General features: G+C 44.9%; 20 protein-coding genes. 17 read left to right on the top strand and 3 right to left on the bottom strand.

The annotated features are described in order from the left end of the window. Positions 1–2 precede the first annotated feature (2 nt). Both AC25Y6_RS15165 and AC25Y6_RS15160 read left to right on the top strand, forming a co-directional pair. A complete protein-coding gene (locus AC25Y6_RS15165) occupies positions 3–488 on the top strand; it encodes an ECF transporter S component (protein WP_488143615.1) in 486 nt (161 codons plus the stop codon). After that, positions 485–1,168 carry a hypothetical protein gene (locus tag AC25Y6_RS15160; protein ID WP_488143614.1) on the top strand — a complete coding sequence of 228 codons (684 nt, stop codon included), beginning with the start codon at positions 485–487 and terminating at the stop codon, positions 1,166–1,168. Before AC25Y6_RS15165 ends, AC25Y6_RS15160 begins: the two co-directional genes overlap by 4 nt. A gap of 33 nt (positions 1,169–1,201) precedes the next feature. Here AC25Y6_RS15160 and AC25Y6_RS15155 read toward each other — a convergent pair whose 3' ends face one another. Next, positions 1,202–1,516, bottom strand: a complete 315-nt coding sequence (locus AC25Y6_RS15155) for a hypothetical protein (protein WP_488143613.1) — start codon at positions 1,514–1,516, stop codon at positions 1,202–1,204. A gap of 188 nt (positions 1,517–1,704) precedes the next feature. Between AC25Y6_RS15155 and AC25Y6_RS15150 the strand changes: the two genes are divergently transcribed. The 9 genes from AC25Y6_RS15150 to pyrG all read left to right on the top strand — a co-directional run bounded on the left by AC25Y6_RS15150 (position 1,705) and on the right by pyrG (position 15,875). Further along, the gene (locus tag AC25Y6_RS15150) at positions 1,705–3,855 is read left to right on the top strand and encodes a (Fe-S)-binding protein (RefSeq protein ID WP_488143612.1); all 2,151 of its coding nucleotides are present in this window, start codon (positions 1,705–1,707) and stop codon (positions 3,853–3,855) included. A 177-nt stretch (positions 3,856–4,032) separates the two neighbouring features. Then, positions 4,033–5,229, top strand: a complete 1,197-nt coding sequence (locus AC25Y6_RS15145; RefSeq protein ID WP_488143611.1) for an acetyl-CoA C-acetyltransferase — start codon at positions 4,033–4,035, stop codon at positions 5,227–5,229. Positions 5,230–5,250: 21 nt separating this feature from the next. Further along, on the top strand, positions 5,251–6,102 hold the full coding sequence (locus AC25Y6_RS15140; RefSeq protein ID WP_482101144.1) for a 3-hydroxybutyryl-CoA dehydrogenase: 852 nt from the start codon (positions 5,251–5,253) through the stop codon (positions 6,100–6,102). A 31-nt stretch (positions 6,103–6,133) separates the two neighbouring features. Continuing rightward, complete coding sequence (locus AC25Y6_RS15135; protein ID WP_488143610.1) at positions 6,134–7,270, top strand: acyl-CoA dehydrogenase; 1,137 nt, start codon at positions 6,134–6,136, stop codon at positions 7,268–7,270. A 48-nt stretch (positions 7,271–7,318) separates the two neighbouring features. Then, the gene (locus AC25Y6_RS15130; RefSeq protein WP_488143609.1) at positions 7,319–8,458 is read left to right on the top strand and encodes an acyl-CoA dehydrogenase; all 1,140 of its coding nucleotides are present in this window, start codon (positions 7,319–7,321) and stop codon (positions 8,456–8,458) included. 19 nt (positions 8,459–8,477) lie between these two features. Next, positions 8,478–9,104, top strand: a complete 627-nt coding sequence (locus tag AC25Y6_RS15125) for a TetR/AcrR family transcriptional regulator (protein WP_488143608.1) — start codon at positions 8,478–8,480, stop codon at positions 9,102–9,104. A 112-nt stretch (positions 9,105–9,216) separates the two neighbouring features. Then, positions 9,217–12,474 carry a fused isobutyryl-CoA mutase/GTPase IcmF gene (gene icmF, locus AC25Y6_RS15120; protein ID WP_488143607.1) on the top strand — a complete coding sequence of 1,086 codons (3,258 nt, stop codon included), beginning with the start codon at positions 9,217–9,219 and terminating at the stop codon, positions 12,472–12,474. A gap of 1,076 nt (positions 12,475–13,550) precedes the next feature. After that, positions 13,551–14,123 (top strand): DNA-directed RNA polymerase subunit delta, encoded by a 573-nt coding sequence (gene rpoE, locus AC25Y6_RS15115; RefSeq protein WP_488143606.1) that lies wholly within the window; start codon positions 13,551–13,553, stop codon positions 14,121–14,123. A 156-nt stretch (positions 14,124–14,279) separates the two neighbouring features. Next, positions 14,280–15,875 (top strand): CTP synthase, encoded by a 1,596-nt coding sequence (pyrG, locus tag AC25Y6_RS15110; RefSeq protein ID WP_482101139.1) that lies wholly within the window; start codon positions 14,280–14,282, stop codon positions 15,873–15,875. Positions 15,876–15,967: 92 nt separating this feature from the next. Here pyrG and AC25Y6_RS15105 read toward each other — a convergent pair whose 3' ends face one another. Then, on the bottom strand, positions 15,968–16,480 hold the full coding sequence (locus AC25Y6_RS15105) for a DUF2529 family protein (RefSeq protein WP_488143646.1): 513 nt from the start codon (positions 16,478–16,480) through the stop codon (positions 15,968–15,970). Positions 16,481–16,630: 150 nt separating this feature from the next. Between AC25Y6_RS15105 and AC25Y6_RS15100 the strand changes: the two genes are divergently transcribed. From AC25Y6_RS15100 to rho, 6 genes are all read left to right on the top strand, one after another. Next, positions 16,631–16,990, top strand: coding sequence for a response regulator (locus AC25Y6_RS15100; protein ID WP_482104331.1), 360 nt, complete (start codon positions 16,631–16,633; stop codon positions 16,988–16,990). Between the two features lie 130 nt (positions 16,991–17,120). Then, on the top strand, positions 17,121–17,978 hold the full coding sequence (locus AC25Y6_RS15095; protein ID WP_488143605.1) for a class II fructose-bisphosphate aldolase: 858 nt from the start codon (positions 17,121–17,123) through the stop codon (positions 17,976–17,978). A 175-nt stretch (positions 17,979–18,153) separates the two neighbouring features. After that, positions 18,154–18,801: a fructose-6-phosphate aldolase gene (gene fsa / locus AC25Y6_RS15090; RefSeq protein WP_482101136.1), complete on the top strand. Its 648-nt coding sequence runs from the start codon at positions 18,154–18,156 to the stop codon at positions 18,799–18,801. A 19-nt stretch (positions 18,802–18,820) separates the two neighbouring features. Further along, positions 18,821–20,098 carry a UDP-N-acetylglucosamine 1-carboxyvinyltransferase gene (gene murA, locus AC25Y6_RS15085; protein ID WP_482104329.1) on the top strand — a complete coding sequence of 426 codons (1,278 nt, stop codon included), beginning with the start codon at positions 18,821–18,823 and terminating at the stop codon, positions 20,096–20,098. Between the two features lie 85 nt (positions 20,099–20,183). Further along, complete coding sequence (gene glpX, locus AC25Y6_RS15080) at positions 20,184–21,149, top strand: class II fructose-bisphosphatase (protein WP_482101134.1); 966 nt, start codon at positions 20,184–20,186, stop codon at positions 21,147–21,149. Positions 21,150–21,312: 163 nt separating this feature from the next. After that, positions 21,313–22,596, top strand: a complete 1,284-nt coding sequence (rho, locus tag AC25Y6_RS15075) for a transcription termination factor Rho (RefSeq protein ID WP_482101133.1) — start codon at positions 21,313–21,315, stop codon at positions 22,594–22,596. A gap of 210 nt (positions 22,597–22,806) precedes the next feature. On the opposite strand, the gene AC25Y6_RS15070 is transcribed toward rho, so the two are convergent. Continuing rightward, positions 22,807–23,087, bottom strand: a 281-nt coding sequence (locus tag AC25Y6_RS15070; protein ID WP_488143604.1) for a hypothetical protein, incomplete at its 5' end; no start/stop codon positions are given.

The following is a 23,087-nucleotide window of genomic DNA, read 5'->3' as shown; positions in this document are numbered from 1 at the left end:
CGATGCAGTTGAAAAAGCTGACATTGACAGCGTTGTTTGTCGCACTTTGTGTCGTTGGCGGAATGATAAAAATCCCGTCTGGCATCGGTTCGTTGGCACTCGATACGGTTCCGGCTCTTATCTCGGCTGCCTTTCTTCCACCCGTCTTCTCGGGGGTAGCCGCAATGCTCGGGCACACAGCCTCTGCAATGTATGCGGGTTTTCCTTTAGGTCCATTTCACGTGCTCATTGCACTTGAAATGTTCGTCATTGTTATCATCTTTGCACGTCTGCATAAAGCGGAGCGCCCGATTGCGAAATGGCTATTTTTCATAGTGGCAAATGGTTTGATTGCGCCACTACCATTTTATTTCCTAATTTCACCAGCATTTTTCATAGGAGCAGTTCCGTTCCTATTGCTTGCTACAATCGTCAACGCAGTTGTTGCGGCGGTTGTCATGCCGTCACTTCAGCATATCGTGACGGGGCGCATGGGTGTTCTTAAGTGAGGAATGCCATTGATATCGGAAATGGCATGATCGCGACGACCGATAATTCGGGCGGTATTGGTGAAAAACCAGGTGATCTCGTTACTGTGCCAGACAGAATCACGGCATACTTTGCTGCTCGCGTGACGCTGCTCGAGCAATGGGCAACGCGAGCGGAACCTATTACGATTCTAATTCATAATTTTAGCGGCAGTGACAGTTGGGGGAACTACGTGGCTGGTGTGACGGATTTATTTCTTGAAGCAGGGCTTGAAGTGCCGTCAATTAGCGGCAGTTCGGAAACGAATATGGAGCTGGTTCAATCAGCAATGGCAGTAACGATGATTGGGAAGCGAGTAGAGGCCCCAGCTACAGAAAGAGTTGCCTGGTTTACATACGGTAAGCCCCTAGTCGGGGATGAAGTGCGGGAACAAGCGGAAGAAATTGCATCTGTTTCCCTCATTCATGAGGCGATGAAAAAGGAAATCATCCATCAAATCTGGCCAGTTGGCTCAAGCGGAATTTTAGAAGAAGTCCGTTTGTTAACCGGAATGAAAGATGCGCGCATTGAAACTGTTTTAGATCCACTGAAATCAGCGGGTCCGTCAACAGTCGTCCTCCTCGCCATTCCAGAAGCGAAAATAAAGGAGGCCGCAACGTTTTTCGGTCCGCTATTGAATCAATTAATCATAATTACTTGAAACCTGTAGATTTCTTGCAGGTTTTTTCTGTGATTAAGAAGCGGAATCGTATATTCGGCGCGAGCGACCGCCCGAATTCGACATGGAACCGCCCAATCCCGTCGTCCGACCGCCCGTATCCGACATGCAACCGCCCAATCCCGTCGTTTGACCGCCCGTATCCGACATGGAACCGCTCAATCCCGTCGTCCAACCGCTCGTATCTAACATGCAACCGCCCAATCCCGTCGTCCAACCGCCCGTATCCAACATGCAAGCGCCCAATCCCGTCGTTCGACCGCCCGTATCCAACATACAACCGCTCAATCCCGTCGTCCAACCGCCCGAATCCGACATGCAAGCGCCCAATTCCTGCCCCCAACCACCCACCCATCAGCAATCAAACCAAAACCGAAACTAAATTTCTATCTTATCTAAAAATATCTGTTGACTGAATGCTCATTCATAATTAAAATAGAAAATAGACATCGACAAGAATACTATTTTCGACTACACTGTCTATAATATTCAAACAATTTAAGGGGGGGGGAGAATATATGCATCCATTGCTTATTGCCAACTGGATTCTGTTTCTCGCAGTCGTGGCGTATGCGCTTGCATTGTTCACACATTTAATTCGAACACGGATTCAGTTTATCAAACTGGGGAAGAAAGAAGAATTTGATAATAACGTCTCCGAACGTCTACGTAAAATCTGGGTGTACGTATTCGGACAAAAGAAACTATTAAAAGATAAAAAAAGTGGAGCGATCCACCTCATGTTTTTCTACGGGTTTTTACTCGTGCAATTCGGGGCCATCGATCTTATCTGGAAAGGGTTAAAGCCGGGATCACACTTACCATTCGGTCCACTTTATCCTGCTTTTACATTTTTCCAAGAAATCGTTGCATTAACGATTCTCGTTGCGGTTGTATGGGCATTCCACCGCCGTTATATTGAAAAACTAGTTCGTCTGAAACGCGGATGGAAATCGGGACTTGTTCTGATTTTCATTGGGGGGCTTATGGTTTCGACGTTACTTGCAAACGGTATGAACATGATTTGGCAAGGACATGCAGCGTCATGGACTGAACCAATTGCATCTGGGATTGCCATGATTTTCAGCTTTATGCCGGAAACTGGGGCAGCCGTCATATTCTTTATCGCTTGGTGGATTCATCTATTAATCTTACTAACATTCCTTGTTTATGTGCCGCAATCGAAACACGCGCACTTGATTGCAGGGCCTGCCAACGTTTATTTTCACCGTCTTGACCATGCGGGCAGATTAAAGCCAATCGACTTCGAAGCATTGGAAAATGTGGAAGAAGGAGAAGAAATGCCGCCGCTTGGAGTAGGGAAAATTACTGACTTTACACAGCTGCAAATGATTGACTTATACGCTTGCGTCGAATGTGGACGCTGTACGAATATGTGTCCAGCGACAGGGACTGGTAAAATGCTGTCCCCGATGGACTTGATCACAAAACTTCGTGATAACTTGACCAATACGGGTGCACTTGTCACGAAGAAGAATCCGTGGGTGCCAGCGCTCGCATTCAACAATACAAAAGGAAACCAAATCGCATTTGCAGCCGGACTTGAAGGCGCAACAATGGACGATATCTATAACCCGTCCTTAATCGGCGATATTATCACTGAAGAGGAAATCTGGGCATGTACAACTTGCCGTAACTGTGAAGACCAATGTCCAGTTATGAATGAGCACGTTGATAAAATCATCGACCTTCGCCGTTACCTTGTGATGACAGAAGGGAAAATGGACCCGGATGCACAACGCGCGATGACAAACATCGAACGTCAAGGAAATCCTTGGGGGCTGAACCGTAAAGAAAAAGAAAACTGGAGAGATGCACGTCCAGATCTTCAAATTCCAACGGTTAAAGAATTGAAGAAAGCGGGTGAAGAATTCGAGTACCTGTTCTGGGTAGGCTCGATGGGTTCATTCGACAATCGTTCACAAAAAATCGCCTTATCCTTTGTACATCTCATGAACGAAGCAGGCATCAAGTTCGCTATTCTGGGCAATAAAGAAAAGAACTCAGGAGATACGCCGCGTCGTCTTGGAAATGAGTTTTTATTCCAAGAACTGGCTACATCCAATATCGATGAGTTCGAAAAAGCGGGCGTCACAAAAATTGTTACGATTGACCCGCATGCGTACAATATTTTTAAAAACGAATATCCGGACTTCGGATTTAAAGCGGAAGTCGTCCATCATACAGAAATGCTGTACGAACTTGTGGTGCAAGGGAAATTGAAGCCGGAACATGCCATCAATGAAACAATCACATTCCATGATTCATGTTATCTGGGTAGATACAACGACGTTTATGATCCGCCGCGTGAAATTCTCAAAGCGATTCCGGGAGTTGAGCTTGTTGAGATGAAGCGTAATCGCGAAGACGGCATGTGCTGTGGAGCGGGTGGAGGACTAATGTGGATGGAAGAAGATTCAGGCCACCGCATTAACGTTGCCCGAACTGAACAAGCGCTTGAAGTCAGTCCGGGAATCATTTCATCCGGCTGTCCTTACTGCCTGACAATGCTATCAGACGGAACGAAAGCAAAAGAAGTCGAAGAAACGGTCGGTACGTACGACATCGCTGAATTGCTGGAGCGTTCCATTTTCGGTGAAAACTGGAGTCCTGTTCTAGCAGAAGAAGTAGAGTCAATTTTGCAATAAATCATTGCGGAACAGACAATACTGTCGTACAATTAATAGAATAAGAACTATGAATTACCAATAAAAAGGAGTGGAAACACTCCTTTTTTCTTGAATATTAACCGAGCGAGCGTTCAGTCGTTCGATGTAAATGAAAAATGAAAGCGGCTACACCAACGACAAAGGGGCGATAAGGGAATGGGAAGAACAGTTATCTTGAGCGGGGCACGTACGCCATTTACAAAGTTAGGCGGAGCATTGAAATCGATGACAGCAAGCGATCTCGGAGGTATTGCCATCAAAGGGGCATTGAGCCGCGCAGATGTAAAACCGGAAGAAATCGGTGAAGTGATTATTGGAACAGTATTACAAGCGGGGCAAGGACAAATTCCATCAAGACAAGCTGCAACGAAGGCAGGACTGCCATGGTCTGTGAAAACGGAAACCATTAACAAAGTTTGTGCATCGGGCATGCGAAGCGTAACACTTGGCGATCAGTTAATTCGTCTGGGGGACGAAGAAGTAATTGTTGCAGGTGGAATGGAATCTATGTCTTGCGCTCCTTACTACTTACCAAAAGCACGATACGGACTGAAAATGGGCGATGCAGAACTGATTGACGGTCTGATTTACGATGGACTTTCTTGTTCATTCTCACCTAAGCGCGTTCATATGGGCACTTACGGCAATGCGACAGCAGAAGAATTCGCTTTGACGCGCGAAGCACAAGATGCATGGTCACTGCGCAGTCATGAACGTGCACTTAAAGCAATTGATTCGGGCTTGTTCGCAAAAGAAATCATTCCCGTAGAGGTCCCGCAACGTAAAGGTGAGCCCGTTTTAGTTGATACGGATGAAGCACCACGCCGTACGACATCTCTTGAATCACTCGCGAAATTGCGTCCGGTATTTGGTAAGGACGGAACCATCACTGCAGGAAACGCACCTGGCGTTAACGACGGTGCATGTGCACTGATTCTGATGAATGAAGAGCGTGCCCTGAAAGAAGGGAAAACACCTCTTGCGACAATTATCGGCCATGCAGAAGTTGCCATTGAACCGGAAAACTTCCCGCAAACACCTGGACTTGTCATCAATGCATTACTTGAAAAAACAGGTAAGAAACTAGAAGACATAAAGCTTTTTGAAATAAATGAAGCATTTGCAGCAGTTGCACTAGCAAGTACGCAAATTGCGGAGTTAGATCCTGAAAAAGTAAACGTCAACGGCGGGGCGGTTGCGCTAGGTCATCCAATCGGAGCGAGTGGAGCGCGTATTATCCTGACACTTGCACATGAATTGAAACGTCAAGGCGGCGGCATTGGTATCGCAGCGATTTGTTCAGGCGGAGGCCAAGGCGACGCCATCATGATTGAAGTAGCTAAATCGGAATAATACGGAGGAGGAATCGACCAAATGGCTATTAAAAAGATAATGGTTATCGGAGCAGGACAGATGGGTGGAGGCATTGCTCAAGTTTGTGCACAAGCGGGCTTCGACGTGAAATTGAATGATATCAAAGAAGAATCCTATGTTAAAGGACTTGCGGTCATTACGAAAAACCTTTCACGCAACGTTGAAAAAGGACGTATGACGGAAGACGAAAAATCTGCCGTTCTCGGACGCATCACAAAATCACTCGATCTACAAGACGCATCAGACGTAGATATTGTCATCGAAGCAGCTGTTGAAAACATGGCCATTAAAAAGTCGATTTTTGAAAAGTTGGATGAAATTGCACCGCAACATGCGATCCTCGCATCCAATACATCATCTCTTCCAATCACTGAAATTGCGGCGGCGACAAAACGTCCGGAACAAGTGATTGGCATGCACTTCATGAATCCAGTTCCTGTTATGAAACTTGTTGAAATCATACGGGGACTGGCAACAGCCGACGAAGTATACAAAGCAGTCGAAGAAATGACCGTGAAATTATCAAAAACACCAGTTGAAGTGAATGACTTTCCTGGGTTTGTCGCAAACCGCATACTAATGCCGATGATTAACGAAGCAATTTACACGCTCTATGAAGGCGTTGCAACTGAAGAAGCAATTGACGAAGTGATGAAACTTGGCATGAATCACCCAATGGGGCCGCTACAACTAGCAGATTTCATCGGACTCGACACATGCCTGTATATTATGGAAACCTTGCACGAAGGATTCGGCGACTCAAAATATCGCCCATGTCCGTTACTTAGAAAGTATGTTAAAGCAGGATGGCTAGGGAAGAAATCAGGCCGAGGATTCTACGTTTACGAATAACTAATGCTTTCAATATAAAGGGGAAATTATAATGGATTTATCATTCACCGAAGAACAGCAGATGATGCGCGACATGGTAATAAACTTTGCGAAAACCGAAATTGAACCGTTCATTCCACGTATGGAAGCTGGGGAATTTCCACGTGAAATCTTGAAGAAAATGGGCGGTCTCGGTTTAATGGGCATTACCGTTCCTGAAGAATACGGCGGAGCGGGCATGGATTTCATCTCGTATATTAGCGCTATCCATGAACTATCGAAAGTCAGCGCGGTTGTGGGTGTTATTCTTTCCGTTCATACTTCAGTCGGCACAAATCCGATTATCTATTTCGGTAACGACGAACAAAAAAGTCGTTACCTTCCTAAACTAGCGAGCGGCGAATACCTTGGTGCATTCTGTCTGACAGAAGCTTCTTCCGGTTCTGATGCGGGATCCCTTAAAACACGCGCCGTCAAAAAAGAGGACCACTACGTATTAAACGGGTCTAAAATGTTCATTACAAACGGTGGAGAAGCAGATGTCTACATCGTCTTCGCAGCGACAGATCCAACAAAAGGGACGTACGGAATCTCCGCGTTCATCGTAGACAAAGACACTCCGGGTCTCGTAATTGGGAAAGATGAACAGAAAATGGGTCTTCACGGATCACGAACAGTAGAGTTGTCGTTTGATCAAATGAAAGTTCCTGCGCAAAACCTATTGGGTGTAGAAGGCGAAGGATTCAAAATTGCGATGGCGAATCTTGACGTAGGTCGCATCGGTATCGCGGCGCAAGCACTTGGAATCGCTGAAGCGGCACTTGAAGCAGCAACAGATTACGCGAAACAACGCGTCCAATTCGGGAAACCAATTGCCGCTCAACAGGGCGTAGGATTTAAACTGGCAGACATGGCTACCGCAGTTGAATCGGCAAAATTGCTCGTATACAGGGCTGCACAACTACGCGCAGAAGGACTGCCTTGCGGAAAAGAAGCGTCGATGGCTAAATTGTTCGCATCAAAAGCTGCAGTGGAAGGCTCGATTGAAGCGGTCCAAGTGTTTGGTGGCTACGGTTATACTGAAGATTATCCAGTCGAACGTTATTTCCGTGACGCAAAAGTGACGGAAATCTATGAAGGTACAAGCGAAATTCAACGCATTGTCATAAGCAAACATTTGATGAAGTAACTCATAAAAACACGCCAACACAAAATACCAAATAAGGTGGGAAACCCAATGAACTTTAAATTATCCGAGGAACACGAAATGATTCGCAAAATGGTTCGCGATTTCGCAGAAAAAGAAGTTGCACCAACTGCAGCTGAACGCGATGAAGAAGAACGTTTTGACATGGATATCTTCAAGAAAATGGCTGAACTCGGCCTTACAGGTATTCCTTGGCCAGAAGAATACGGCGGCATTGGAAGTGACTTCCTAGCGTATTGTATCGCTGTAGAAGAATTGTCACGCGTCTGTGCTTCAACAGGAGTTACACTTTCCGCACATACATCACTTGCAGGCTGGCCTGTATTCAAATACGGTACGGAAGAACAGAAACAGCAATACCTTCGACCAATGGCAGAAGGTACGAAAATGGGCGCATACGGCTTAACTGAGCCAAGTTCGGGTTCTGATGCAGGTGGCATGCGCACTTCTGCAAAACGAGACGGGGACCACTATGTCTTGAATGGCTCTAAAATCTTCATCACAAACGGCGGAATTGCAGACATATACATCGTCTTCGCGGTCACTGACCCAGATTCAAAACATAAAGGCACAAGCGCATTCATCGTAGAAAAAGACTTCCCAGGCTTCTCAGTTGGGAAAAAAGAGCGGAAACTCGGAATTCGTTCATCGCCTACAACTGAAATAATGTTTGACAATTGCCGTGTACCAAAAGAAAACCTTCTTGGCGAAGAAGGACAGGGCTTCATAATCGCGATGAAAACACTTGATGGCGGTCGTAACGGAATCGCTGCACAAGCAGTTGGAATTGCACAAGGTGCACTTGATGCATCCGTTGACTATGCAAAAGAACGCGTTCAGTTCGGTAAACCGATTGCAGCAAACCAAGGCATCGGATTTAAATTGGCAGACATGGCGACAGCGACAGAAGCTTCACGACTGCTAACTTACCAAGCAGCTTGGCTAGAGTCGAATGACTTACCATACGGAAAAGCATCGGCAATGGCGAAATTGATGGCTGGAGATACAGCGATGAAAGTTACGACAGATGCTGTTCAAGTATTCGGCGGCTATGGTTATACAAAAGATTATCCGGTTGAGCGATACATGCGTGATGCGAAAATTACGCAGATTTACGAAGGAACGCAAGAAATTCAGCGTCTCGTCATCTCCCGTATGCTAACTAAATAAGCTAGGGAGGAGTATTAGGATGAACAAAAGAGAAGTGAAATCGTCTGTCAAAGATGAAAGTTTGATTGAAAAACGGCGTGAACAGATGATCCATGGTGCGGTGAAACTATTTAAAGAGAAAGGGTTCCATCGAGCAACGACCCGTGAAATTGCGAAAGCGGCGGGGTTCAGCATCGGAACGCTTTATGAATACATCCGTACAAAAGAAGATGTGCTCTATCTAGTCTGCGACAGCATTTATAACGAAGTGCACGATCGCCTATCCGCCCTGCCTATTAAGGAAGGAACTGTGGAAGGTCTAAAAGTGGCCATTGATCAGTATTTCCATTTGATAGACGATATGTCGGATGAATTCGTTGTCATGTACCAAGAAACGAAATCGTTGCCAAAAGATGCCTTGCAATACGTCTTAACGAAAGAAATGGAAATGGCCGCCTTGTTCGAAAATCTTCTGCAGGCATGTGCAAAGTCGGGGGAACTGCGCATTGCGGAAGAAGAAATCGGAATTGCAGCACATCATATCGTCGTTCAAGGTCAGATGTGGGCATTCCGCAGATGGGCTTTGCAAAAAAACTATAAAATAGAAGATTATATCCGCGTTCAAACGGATCAGCTTTTCAAAGGATTAATCGGGGGGATAGATTAAAAAACGACAATCTAAATGGTTGAATGTTCATAAGGCGCCAGAAACTTACTAAATTCATGAACCTCGAATTGTTTGAGTACCTGGCACCTATATCAGAAGGGGTGTTCTATATATGGAAACAGTTGAGATTTACAAGCCGAAACACCATATCCGGTTCGTTACAGCGTCGAGTCTTTTCGATGGACATGATGCATCCATTAATATTATGCGTCGCATTTTACAAGCAAGCGGAGCTGAGGTCATTCACCTGGGTCACAATCGCTCTGTTGAAGAAGTGGTCAATGCCGCAATTCAGGAAGACGTCCAAGCGATCGCGATGTCATCGTACCAGGGTGGGCACGTTGAATACTTCAAATACATGTATGATCTTCTTCAGGAAAAAGGGGCTCCGCACATCCACATTTACGCAGGTGGTGGCGGAGTAATTATCCCGAAGGAAATTAAAGAGCTGCATGATTATGGCATCACATGGATCTTTTCACCGGAAGACGGGCGCAAAATGGGCCTACAAGGGATGATTAACCGGATGATGGAACAATGTGATTTCCTTACAGAAACAGATAACGAAATGGAAAATCTTGAAAAAGTTAGTGCTAGTCAGCCGGAAATACTTGCGAATTTAATTACTTATGCGGAAGAAATGTACGGTAAAAACGATCCGCAAGCGACTGCCGTTCTTGAAAAAGCACGTACGCTATCTAAAAATACACCGATTCTCGGAATTACAGGAACAGGTGGGGCAGGGAAAAGTTCGTTAACTGACGAGCTCATTCGCCGCTTCCTCCACGAACTGCCCGATAAAAAAGTAGCGATTCTATCCATCGACCCGACGAAACAGAAAACGGGTGGTGCTTTGTTAGGGGACCGAATTCGCATGAATGCCATCTTCAACAAACGTGTATTCATGAGAAGTCTTGCGACACGCGGTTCTCGTACGGAACTTTCCGGTGCCATTAAAGATGTATTAGACATCGTCAAAACAGCCGGATTCGACCTGATCGTGATTGAAACAAGCGGAATAGGTCAAGGCGATGCAGAAATTACAGAAGTATCCGATGCTTCGATGTATGTTATGACAAGTGAATTCGGCGCGCCGACACAACTTGAAAAGATTGACATGATTGACTTCGCGGACCTCATCGTCATCAATAAATTCGAACGTAAAGGCTCTGAAGATGCACTGCGCCAAGTGCAAAAACAGTATCAGCGCAGTCATCTTCTCTGGGATAAAAACTTAGATACAATGCCGGTCTATGGCACAATCGCTAGCCAGTTCAATGATAAAGGGACGAATTCGCTTTTCGCGGCACTTGTAAATGTGCTGAATGAAAAATGTGATCTTGACTGGGAAACTTCGTATGGACAATTTGTAAAAACACAAAAACAAAATGTAATCATACCGAACGATCGTCAGCAATACTTACGGGAAATTTCCGATACAGTCCGCGGTTACCATAAAAAGTCCATCGTGCAGGAAACACTGGCTCGCAAACTCTTCCAGCTTGAAGGAGCCATTCAAACGGTCAACGAACAGGCACCGGATGATGCACTCGTAACTTCGCTGCAAACACTTGCGGAGGGCATTAAGGAAGAATTGACGGCGGAATCGAAACGTATTCTAGCAAACTGGGAAAAGTTGAAAGAAGCCTATGCGGGTGATGAATTCATCACAAAAGTGCGTGATAAAGAACTGCGTACCGCTTTGACGACAACGAGCCTTTCTGGATTGAAAATACCGAAAGTCGCATTGCCGAAATTCAAGGATTATGGGGAAATTCTTCGTTGGGTGTATGCAGAGAACGTTCCGGGATCGTATCCCTATACAGCAGGCGTATTCCCGTTCAAACGTGAAGGGGAAGATCCAAAACGTCAATTCGCAGGAGAAGGAACGCCTGAACGGACGAACCGCCGTTTTCACTATCTATCAAAAGATGACGATGCAAAGCGCCTATCAACAGCATTCGACTCTGTGACATTGTACGGAGAAGACCCAGATGAACGCCCGGATATTTACGGGAAAGTTGGAGAATCAGGGGTCAGTATCTGTACGCTTGAAGACATGAAAAAGTTATATGAAGGGTTTGACTTGTGCGCACCGGCAACATCCGTTTCGATGACCATCAATGGTCCAGCTCCTATCATTCTAGCAATGTTCATGAATACGGCTATTGATCAGCAAGTGCGCATCAATGAGGAAAAACTTGGTCGTGCTTTGACAGTTGAAGAGTTTACAGAGGTCAAAGAGGGAACACTGCAAGCCGTGCGTGGTACGGTACAAGCAGATATTCTGAAAGAGGACCAAGGACAAAACACATGTATCTTTTCGACTGAATTTGCACTGCGTATGATGGGGGATATCCAACAGTACTTCATCGACCAAAAAGTGCGTAACTATTACTCGGTATCGATTTCGGGTTACCATATCGCTGAAGCAGGCGCGAATCCCATTTCACAATTGGCTTTCACTTTATCAAACGGCTTCACGTACGTGGAATATTACTTGAGCCGCGGCATGAATATCGATGATTTTGCTCCGAACTTGTCGTTCTTCTTCTCGAACGGACTCGATCCGGAATACACGGTAATCGGCCGAGTTGCTCGCCGCATTTGGGCCGTTGCGATGCGCGAGAAATATGGCGCAAACGAACGCAGTCAAAAGTTGAAGTACCATGTCCAAACATCCGGGCGCAGCTTGCATGCACAGGAAATTGATTTTAACGATATCCGTACTACGTTGCAGGCACTTATGGCTCTGCAGGACAACTGTAACTCGCTACACACGAATGCTTACGACGAAGCAATTACAACGCCAACGGAAGAGTCAGTCCGTCGTGCAATGGCAATCCAAATGATCATTACAAGCGAACACGGTCTATCCAAAAACGAAAACCCGCTCCAAGGGGCATTCATCGTCGAAGAATTGACGGACCTCGTCGAAGAAATGGTCCTACAGGAATTCGAAAGCCTCAACGACCGCGGCGGCGTGCTCGGTTCAATGGAAACACAATACCAACGCGGTAAAATTCAAGAAGAATCCATGCACTATGAAATGAAAAAACATTCAGGAGAATTGCCAATCATCGGCGTCAACACCTACCTGAACCCGAACCCGCCGTCTTCAGAAGACGTCGATAACATGGAAATCGCACGTGCCACACAACAAGAAAAAGAAACACAAATCATCAACTTACGTACATTCAAAACAAAACACGAAGACCAAACCGAAGCAGCCTTACAAAAACTAAAAGAAGTAGCAGTCTCAGGCGGCAACATCTTCGAACAACTTATGGACTCAGTAAGAGTAGCAAGCCTAGGCCAAATCACAAACGCCCTATATGAAGTAGGCGGGCAATATAGAAGGAATATGTAATACGAAATGCGGAAGCGACCGTTTAGACGCGACAGGCATAAGCCAGACCGACGGAGCGGCGTACTTTGCCGTGCAGTCGGTCTGGCTTATGACCCAAGCGTCTGGTCGCTGCAGCTGGACAGTACGAAAAGCGGAAGGCGCCGCTAAGACGCGACAGGCATAAGACGGAATGACGAAGCGGCGTTTTCCCGCGCAGTCAGGCCGGCTTATGACCCGAGCGTCTGGCGCCTGCAGCTGGACAACTAAGGAACGCAGCCAAAGAACGCCGCATCGTGCGGCAATTAAGAGGGATGAAGTTCAATCCCTCTCCGCTGCATGACCCACATCCTGTGGGCCCAAGCGGAAGCGGCCGTTAAGCCTCGACAGGTAGGCGGGATGGAGTTCAATCCCGCCCTGCTGGAGGCTTATCTGAAAAAGGCGCACTTTGCCTTTATCAGATAAGCTGAAGCGACCCGAGAGGCTGGCCGCTGCAGCTAGACAACAAGAAAAGCGGAAGGCGCCGTTAAGACGCGCCAGGCGCTGGAGGGGCAACTGAAAAAGGCGCACTTTGCCTTTATCAGTTGGCCTGAAGCGACCCAAGCGTCTGGCGCCTGCAGCTAGACAGTACGAAAAGCGGAAGGCGCCTGCAGCTGGCCAACAAAGGAACACTTCATAATTTACAACCTGTAGGTCTAAAGCAGACACAAATCCGTGCAAACTTCGGTTAGCACGGATTTTCTTGTCATATTAAGCATTAATACCTGCACACATTCTAAATACTTTTCGTTTTATTGGATATTGGCTGTTATTTCCACGTATAATGGGTAGAATGGCTGGAAGGGGTGCAGGGATGAAAATGTATCATCATGTAATAATCATAGTCATCCTTGTCACTCTTATCTTTTTTCTGTATGATAAAGGATTAGGAGCCATCCCATTCTTACTTACTGGAGTATATTTGGGGTTTATTTGTGTGAAAGAAATCCTATACTTTAAAAAGAGTAAAAGATTGTAGCATATTCCGTACGGTATTGTTTATAATGATAAGTATGTTTGTTTTTATCCCGCTAATTGAAGTTTCGCTTTATAGAAAGGACGTGTGTTTATTGAATATCCGTGAAATGACAAAAGATCAACTGTTTGAAGAATCAATGATAGACATCGCATATGCAGTTTTGGCTGAAAGAAAAGAGCCGCTTACATTACTTCAGCTGATGGACGCAGTCCGTAAACTGAACGGTGTAACAGAACGTGTAATGAGAACAAAGTTGCAACAGTTCTACACGGACATGAATATTGACGGAAGATTCCTTGCCATCAATGATAATCGCTGGGGATTACGTGAATGGTATCCGGTTGATCAGATAGAAGTGGAAACAGCTCCAGTCGTAAAAGTGCGCAAGAAGAAGAAAAAGAAAAAAGTTGTGCTTGAAGATGAGGATATCATTGAGGACGAAGACGACGAGGATGAGTTGTTCGACGAAGAATTCGATGAACTGCTCGAAGACGACGACGACGATGAAGATGACGATGATGACGACGACGATGAAGAAGATGAAGAGGTCGTTGAAATTGAAGTGGACCTTCTCGAACCTGATGATGACCTTGAAATCATTCCCGATGATGTAGAACTTGATGACGAAGAAGAAGAGGAAGAAGAAGAGGAATAATTACTTGACTTCACGCGTCCGAAACTATAAGATTTTACTGGGCTCCTTAAAAGGACAAGAATCAGTATATATGCGCTCCTCCTGTAGATTATTGTCTACAGATGGGGCGCTTTTTTATTTTTTTAGTAAGTAAAGAGAAAAATGGAGGAATTGCACATGACTAAATTTATTTTTGTAACCGGCGGCGTAGTCTCGTCACTTGGTAAAGGCATTAACGCAGCATCACTTGGTCGTTTGTTGAAAAGTCGGGGACTTCAAGTTACAATTCAGAAATTCGATCCATACATTAACGTTGACCCTAGGATGATGAGTCCTTTGCAGCACGGTGAGGTTTTTGTGACAGAAGACGGGGCGGAAACGGATCTGGATCTTGGCCATTATGAACGCTTCATCGACATTAAATTGAACAAATTCTCAAACGTTACGATGGGGAAAGTCTATTCATCCGTACTAAAAAAAGAACGCCGTGGTGATTATAATGGAGCAACTGTCCAAGTTATTCCCCATATTACAAATGAAATAAAAGGCTTGCTTATACGTGCAGGAAAAGAGACAAATGCAGACGTCGTCATCACAGAGATTGGCGGTAGCGTCGGCGACATCGAATCGCTTCCATATTTAGAAGCCATCCGTCAGATGAAGACAGATCTTGGTAAAAGTGATGTTATGTACATCCATAACACACTCATTCCTTACTTGCATGCGGCTGGAGAAATGAAGTCGAAACCAACACAACACAGTGTTAAAGAACTAAGAAGTCTAGGTATCCAACCGAATTTAATCGTAGTTCGCAGTGAACACCCGGTACCGAAAGATATGAAAGACAAAATTGCATTGTTTGCCAGCATCAAACCGGAAGAAGTTATTGAAGCCCTCGATGCTGAATCGCTTTATGAAGTTCCTCTGCGTTTGCACGAACAAAATATGGATAAAATCGTAGTTGACTTCCTTGAGCTTGAGACGAAAGAACCGGATATGACAGAGATTGAAGCATTGGTTCGTAAAGTGAAATCCCTTTCGAAAAAAATCCGTATTGGACTTGTTGGGAAATATGTTGAAATGCAGGATGCGTATATCTCTGCTGTAGAAGCACTTCGCCATGCAGGTTATGACTTTGACACGGATATTGAAATGAAATGGATTAATTCTGAAGAAGTTACAGCAGAAAATGCAAATGAAATATTATCAGATGTCGACGGGATTCTTGTACCTGGAGGATTTGGCAATCGCGGAATCGATGGCAAAATTGAAGCAATCACATATGCGCGTACACATAATGTGCCTTTCTTCGGAATCAGCCTAGGCATGCAATTGGCTGCAGTTGAATATGCACGCAATGTAATGGGGATTGAAAACGCTCATTCTGTTGAATTCGATAAAGAGACCAAAAACCAAATTTTCGAAAGCCCGGCTGAGAGCAATGGGATTGCGGAAGATTATTTCCGTTTAGGTGCCTATCCGTGTAAATTGAAAGAAGGTACAAAAGCGAGTGGTGCATACGGCGAAGAGTTGATTTACGAACGTCACCGTCACCGTTATGAATTTAACAATGAATTCCGCGAGCAATTCGAAGAAGCAGGTATGATTATTTCGGGTATCAGCCCAAATGATCGGCTTGTTGAAATTATTGAATTGAAGGACCACCCGTTCTTCATCGGCGTCTCTTTCCATCCGGAATTTGCATCACGCCCAACACGTCCCCAACCGTTATTCCGCGAATTCGTTAAAGCGGTAATTGCTGGAAAAGAGTAAGGAATTAGGTAAGAAAATGAATCTGCTCATCTACAAAACCAAAAAAGCAGCACATCGACTGAAATTACGTCAATGTGCCGCTTTTTTTTCAGTCAATCTTCATCCGAAATCATTTCGTCATAAGCGAGCTTCACAGCTTCGTAAACAAACAAGGCAGCTAGCGCGTGAGGTTGAACGATTCGCTCTCCATTATCACCGGGTAGCAGGCCTCGTGTTAGACCAGTCGATATATACGTATAGGCTAAATCATCGAGTTCGTTGCCAATACCGGCCTTTTCTGCAGCGAGTACTGCGAACGGGATGAATCGTTCTGCGAGAAAGCGTGCCAACTCAAGAGCTTGGACATCCGTTGCGGAACGCGTTAATAGCCAAATTCTATCAGCTTTTCCAATGCCTATCTCATTATCGTAAGAAACGGCACCGTGTAGTGGTTCTGCACCATGAATTGCGGTTTCAATAACAGCAGTCATTTCGCCAAATCCCGCAATAATTATGCGGCCTTCTCCAATTGTCGCTTGCGCAAGAAGACGTGCAGTCTCTTCAATTGACGCTTCACCGTTTCCAGCAATGCGCTGGAGAAGCCCACTAATTTGTGTTGTTAACATTTTCAATATGAACACCTCCATCCCATTATAGAATTATGTGGATGGAAAGCAAATTACAATAATTCGACTTAAAAGAAGGATATTATACTTATATGTCAAATAGTTATTAATAACAGTTATAAATAACTATTTAGAAAGTAGGAGTGATAATTGAAAAAACTTTTAATCGTAGATGATCAAAAAGGGATTCGGCTTCTGCTTGATGAAGTTTTTAGCCGAGAAGGTTTTAAGACAGTACTCGCCGCAAATGGTATGGAGGCACTACGTGAAGTGGAGTTAGAAGTTCCAGACTGTGTCCTGCTTGATATGAAAATGCCAGGAATTGATGGGCTGGAAGTATTAAAAAGGATAAAATTGGGCTGGCCAGAAATTCCAGTTATCATGATGACCGCATACGGGGAAATTGAATTGACGGAAGATGCGCTGAAAACGGGAGCAGTTAAATATTTTACAAAGCCATTCGATATTTACGAAGTCCGTGATGCGGTAAATGCAGTTTTTGGAAGTTGACAAAACAGACAGTGGTAAACACTGTCTGTTTTTGTTATGATAATAGAGGTATATAAGGTATAAACATACACATAATTCGTTCTAACAGAGCTAAAGAAAATAGCTTTCTATAACCTGAGGAGGAATTCACATGTCACTTGTTTCCATGAAAGAAATGATGATTAAAGGAAAAAAAGAAGGATATGCAATAGGTCAGTTCAATTTGAACAACCTTGAATATACGCAAGCCATTTTACAAGCAGCGCAGGAAGAACAATCACCGGTTATTCTTGGTGTATCTGAAGGTGCAGCACGTTATATGGGCGGCTTCACGACTGTTGTACATATGGTAAAAGGCCTGATGCATGATTATCAAGTTACTGTTCCAGTCGCTATTCATCTCGATCATGGTTCGAGTTTTGAAAAATGTAAAGAAGCGATTGAAGCTGGGTTTACTTCTGTCATGATTGACGCTTCATCAAAATCGCTAGCTGAAAATATTGAAATTACGAAAAGAGTAGTTGATTTTGCTCATGAACGCGGCGTTTCTGTAGAAGCAGAACTAGGCGTAGTCGGTGGACAGGAAGACGATATCATTGCGGACGGCGTCATCTATGCAGATCCTGCAGAATGTAAAGAGCTTGTCGATAAGACAGGAATCGATTGTCTTGCGCCAGCATTAGGGTCCGTTCATGGACCTTATAAAGGCGAACCAAACCTTGGTTTCGAGGAAATGGAAGAAATTTCGAAGCAATCTGATTTACCACTAGTGCTCCACGGTGGAACAGGGATTCCGCTACATGACATTCAACGCGCTGTGTCACTTGGAACGGCAAAAATTAACGTCAATACGGAAAATCAAATCCAAGGTACAAAAGCGGTCCGTGAAAAACTGACAGCGGACGCTGAAGTATACGACCCGCGTAAATTCTTAACGCCAATGCGTGATGCCATCAAAAAAACGGTCATCGGCAAAATGCGCGAATTCGGCAGCTCGCAAAAAGCGTAACCACATAACACTAAAACAAAGAGGAGAAGCATCTGCAATGATGCATCTCCTTATTTTCAAAGCATAAGGCTTTTTCAAGGCTTTTTCGTTTACGAAAAGAGCAGGGCTTTTTCGCTAGCGAAAAGAGCCTTCCACAAGCACCACCAGAAAACAAACACCAAGGGGGAATTCATTCATGAAGTTTTTCATAGATACAGCAAACTTTGATGAAATAAAAGAAGCACATAGTTGGGGCATTTTGTCCGGCGTTACGACGAATCCTTCACTCGTTGCAAAAGAAGACGTACCATTCCATGACAGATTGCGAGAAATTTCAGCACTTGTCCCTGGTTCAGTAAGTGCGGAAGTGATCGCACTTGACGCAGAAGGTATGATTAGGGAAGGTCGCGAATTAGCAAAAATCGCCCCGAACATCACGGTGAAATTACCGATGACACCTGAAGGACTGAAAGCGTGTTCGGTCTTTTCACAAGAAGGCATCAAAACGAACGTTACGCTAATCTTCAGTGCAAACCAAGCGCTTCTTGCTGCACGTGCGGGAGCAACATATGTTTCTCCGTTCCTTGGCAGACTTGACGATATAGGACAGGATGGTATGGCTTTAGTCTCTACGATTGCAGACATATTCACAATCCATAACATAAAAACAGAAATCATCGCTGCGTCAATCCGCAGTCCGCAACACATTACGGATGCCGCGCTAAGCGGTGCCGATATTGCAACGACACCTTTCAATGTGTTGACACAACTTTTCAAGCACCCACTCACAGATAAAGGGATCGAAGCTTTTCTTGCGGACTGGGAAACTAGAAAGAATAAGTGACTCACCAAAGGAGAGTAATATGGACGTTTATAAAGTAACAGGCGGCAAACCATTGCAAGGAACCATAAAAGTGAGCGGCGCCAAAAACAGTGCAGTTGCACTTATCCCGGCCTCCATACTGGCTGATTCTATCGTAACAATCGAAGGGTTGCCCGAAATTTCGGATGTTGCAACGCTTCAAGCATTACTGGAAGACATCGGTGGAAAAGTTAATTTCGATAAAGGGACAATGACGATTGATCCGACAGAAATGATAGCCATGCCGCTTCCAAACGGTAATGTAAAAAAACTTCGTGCTTCCTACTATTTGATGGGTGCAATGCTAGGCCGATTCAAACACGCAGTCATTGGACTTCCAGGCGGTTGTTTTTTAGGACCCCGACCCATTGATCAGCATATTAAAGGTTTTGAAGCGCTTGGTGCAAAAGTGACAAACGAACATGGTGCAATTTATTTACGTGCGGAAGAATTACGGGGCGCAAAAATCTATCTAGACGTCAGCAGCGTAGGCGCTACGATTAATATTATGCTTGCAGCGGTTCTTGCAACAGGTCGCACGACAATCGAAAATGCAGCGAAAGAGCCTGAAATTGTTGACGTAGCTACACTACTTTCCAATATGGGTGCTAAAATAAAAGGTGCCGGGACAAATGTCATTCGAATTGATGGAGTGGAAAAACTCCACGGAACGCGACATACCATCATTCCAGATCGTATTGAAGCGGGAACTTTCATGATTTTGGCGGCTGCAGCAGGCGATGGCGTAACTATAGAGAATGTGATACCTTTCCATGTCGAGGCGCTTACAGCGAAACTACGGGAAATGGGTGTCGACGTTGTCGAAGGTGAAGAACAGATTTTCATTCCGAAATCGAGGAATCTGCAGGCAGTGGATGTAAAAACACTTGTTTATCCAGGTTTTCCGACGGATCTTCAACAGCCGTTTTCCGTGTTGCTCACACAAGCAGCTGGACCTTCAGTCATTACGGATACGGTGTATTCTGCCAGATTTAAACATATTGACGAACTTCGCAGGATGAATGCTGATTCTCGTGTCGAAGGACGTTCAGCTATACTTGCAGGACCGACGCCGCTCCAAGCAGCAACTGTCAGCGCGTCCGATCTACGAGCTGGCGCTGCACTTGTTATTGCAGGACTTATTGCCGACGGAGTAACAGAAGTTCAGGAAATCCAACATATCGAGCGTGGATACGGTTCACTTATAGAAAAACTTCAGGGAATCGGTGCCGATATTCGTAAAACATCGGTTTCGGAGGAAGCCGTCGTTAGAGAATGAGCTGGTAAGTTTAAAAAATAAATATGCTATAATTAATCAGAATGGCAATAATGACGGTTGAAACCGTCCATCAGGGGGAACATAAATGGAACGCAGTTTATCGATGGAATTAGTTCGAGTCACAGAAGCGGCGGCAGTTTCAGCTTCACGCTGGATGGGACGCGGTTTGAAAAACGAAGCGGACGACGCTGCAACAACAGCAATGCGTACTGTTTTCGACACAATTCCGATGCAAGGTATTGTCGTGATTGGTGAAGGCGAAATGGACGAAGCACCAATGTTATACATTGGTGAAAAACTGGGTACTGGTGTGGGTCCAGAAGTGGACGTTGCAGTAGATCCTCTAGAAGGCACGAATATTGTCGCAGCAGGCGGCTGGAATGCGCTAGCAGTCATTGCAATTGCGGATAAAGGAAATCTTTTGAATGCACCAGATATGTATATGGATAAAATTGCTGTCGGACGGGAATCTGTTGGGAAAGTCAGTATTGACGCTACCGTGACGGAAAACCTTATGGCAGTAGCCAAAGCTAAAAATAAAGACATCGGTGACGTTGTTGCAACAGTTCTGGACAGAGAACGTCATGCAGCAATTATCGAAGAAATTCGTGCCGCGGGCGCTCGCATTAAACTCATCAATGACGGTGACGTTGCAGCTGCCATCAATACAGCATTCGATGAAACTGGCGTGGACATTCTATTCGGACTGGGCGGTGCACCGGAAGGCGTTATCGCTGCAGTCGGATTAAAATGCCTCGGCGGAGAAATTCAAGGACGTCTCGTTCCTTCGAACGACGCTGAACGCGAACGTTGCCTCAAAATGGGGATTGATGTCGATAAAGTGCTTTACATGGATGACCTTGTCAAAGGTGATGACGCGATATTCGCTGCTACGGGTGTAACCGACGGAGAACTTCTTCGCGGCGTACAATTCAAAGGCGGATATAGTGAAACGCATTCACTTGTCATGCGTTCAAAATCAGGTACAATTCGTTTCGTTGAAGGTCGTCACAGTATGGAGAAAAAACCTCTGCTTGTCATGCAAGACTGATGGAGCTCATCGCCCGGCCACATGCCGGGCATTTTCGCTTACATAGGGAGTGCCTATATATATCCAAGTCCTTTCAAAGTGAACCCTTGGAATTATTATTGTAATTACCCTTCCTTATTTAACCTCAAAATTAAACCCATTAACGTAAAGAGTGGTGCCGAATATGACAGTGTTAACAATATCAGCGTTGGAAAATATGACTTTAAAAGAGCTATATGCCCTCGCAAAAGAATATAAAATTGCTTATTACAGCAAATTGACAAAAAAAGAACTTATTTTTGCTATATTGAAATCAAGAGCTGAACAAGAAGGGTACTTTTTCATGGAAGGTGTCCTTGAAATCATCCAGTCAGAAGGCTATGGCTTCCTTCGCCCAATTAACTATTCACCGAGTTCGGAAGACATTTATATATCCGCTTCACAAATCCGTCGCTTCGATCTCAGAAACGGTGATAAAGTGAGTGGGAAAGTCCGACCTCCAAAAGAATCGGAACGCTACTACGGACTATTGCAAGTAGAAGCGGTCAACGGTGAAGATCCTGAAGTGGCACGTGAACGGGTGCACTTCCCAGCACTGACACCGCTCTATCCGGATCGTCATATTAAGCTTGAAGTGGATCCTTTGAAGCTGTCGACACGTATTATGGATTTAATTTCACCGGTCGGTTTCGGTCAGCGTGGATTGATAGCCGCTCCGCCAAAAGCCGGAAAAACATTGTTATTGAAAGAAATTGCAAATTCCATCACATTGAATCACCCCGATGCTGAACTGATTGTTCTGCTCATCGATGAAAGACCGGAAGAAGTGACTGATATCGAACGTTCCGTTAAGGCGGATGTCGTCAGTTCTACATTCGACGAATTACCGGAAAATCATGTTAAAGTCGCGGAACTAGTATTGGAACGAGCTATGAGACTCGTAGAACATAAAAGAGACGTTATCATCCTAATGGATTCCATCACACGACTAGCACGTGCGTATAACCTTGTCATTCCGTCAAGCGGACGTACACTGTCCGGCGGTATCGATCCGGCTGCTTTTCATCGACCAAAACGATTTTTCGGGGCAGCTCGAAACTTGGAAGAAGGCGGCAGTCTAACGATTCTTGCGACGGCTTTAATCGACACAGGTTCACGTATGGATGAAGTCATTTATGAAGAATTCAAAGGGACGGGTAATATGGAATTACATCTGGATCGCCATCTTGCAGAACGACGCATCTTCCCAGCACTTGATATTCGTCGTTCAGGTACACGGAAAGAGGAGTTACTCATTCCTGCTGACCAGCTTGAAAAGTTATGGGCCATTCGGAAAACATTTTCCGATTCGCACGACTTCGCAGAGCGCTTCCTGAAAAAACTACGTCTCACAAAAACAAACGAAGAATTCTTCGATAAGCTCAATGATGAGATGAAAGCCCACCGTAATGGCAAAGGGCTGCTATAAGCGAATTCGACTTATATAAGTTGAATAACTAAATCCCTATCCAAACTGGGCGCAGTCTTCCTTTGAGCTATTATCGGTTCGCTTTGGACAAAGTTAACGCTACACCATTACCAGGAAACCAAGCACTTAGATTAGTGACTACGTCACTAATCTAAGTGCTCTTTTCGGTAATCCTGTTTCCGTTATTTGTCCTTCGCTCACCTAGAATGGTCAAAATAGAAGTGCGCTTTCTTTTTTTAATGAGAGAATAGATTCTTCTCTATCTATTTTAAAGCGCCCGAAGATACAATTTCGGGCGCTATCCCCATTTCTGAGGTTTCTCCATTGTAGAGAAAAAACCAGCGAAGGCGCAACTTCGTGGTAGCCGGAGCGGTAAGACTGAAAGTGCTCTCCTATCCGGCTTATCGCGGGAGGCATCGAGGGCACTGAAAAAGTGCTTTTCATAGTAAGAACTAGTTGATTGTAGTGGAGAGCGGCGACTCCAGCGGGAA

The organism is Sporosarcina sp. Y1004, from assembly GCF_057669665.1.
This window is presented reverse-complemented; position numbering and strand designations above follow the sequence as displayed.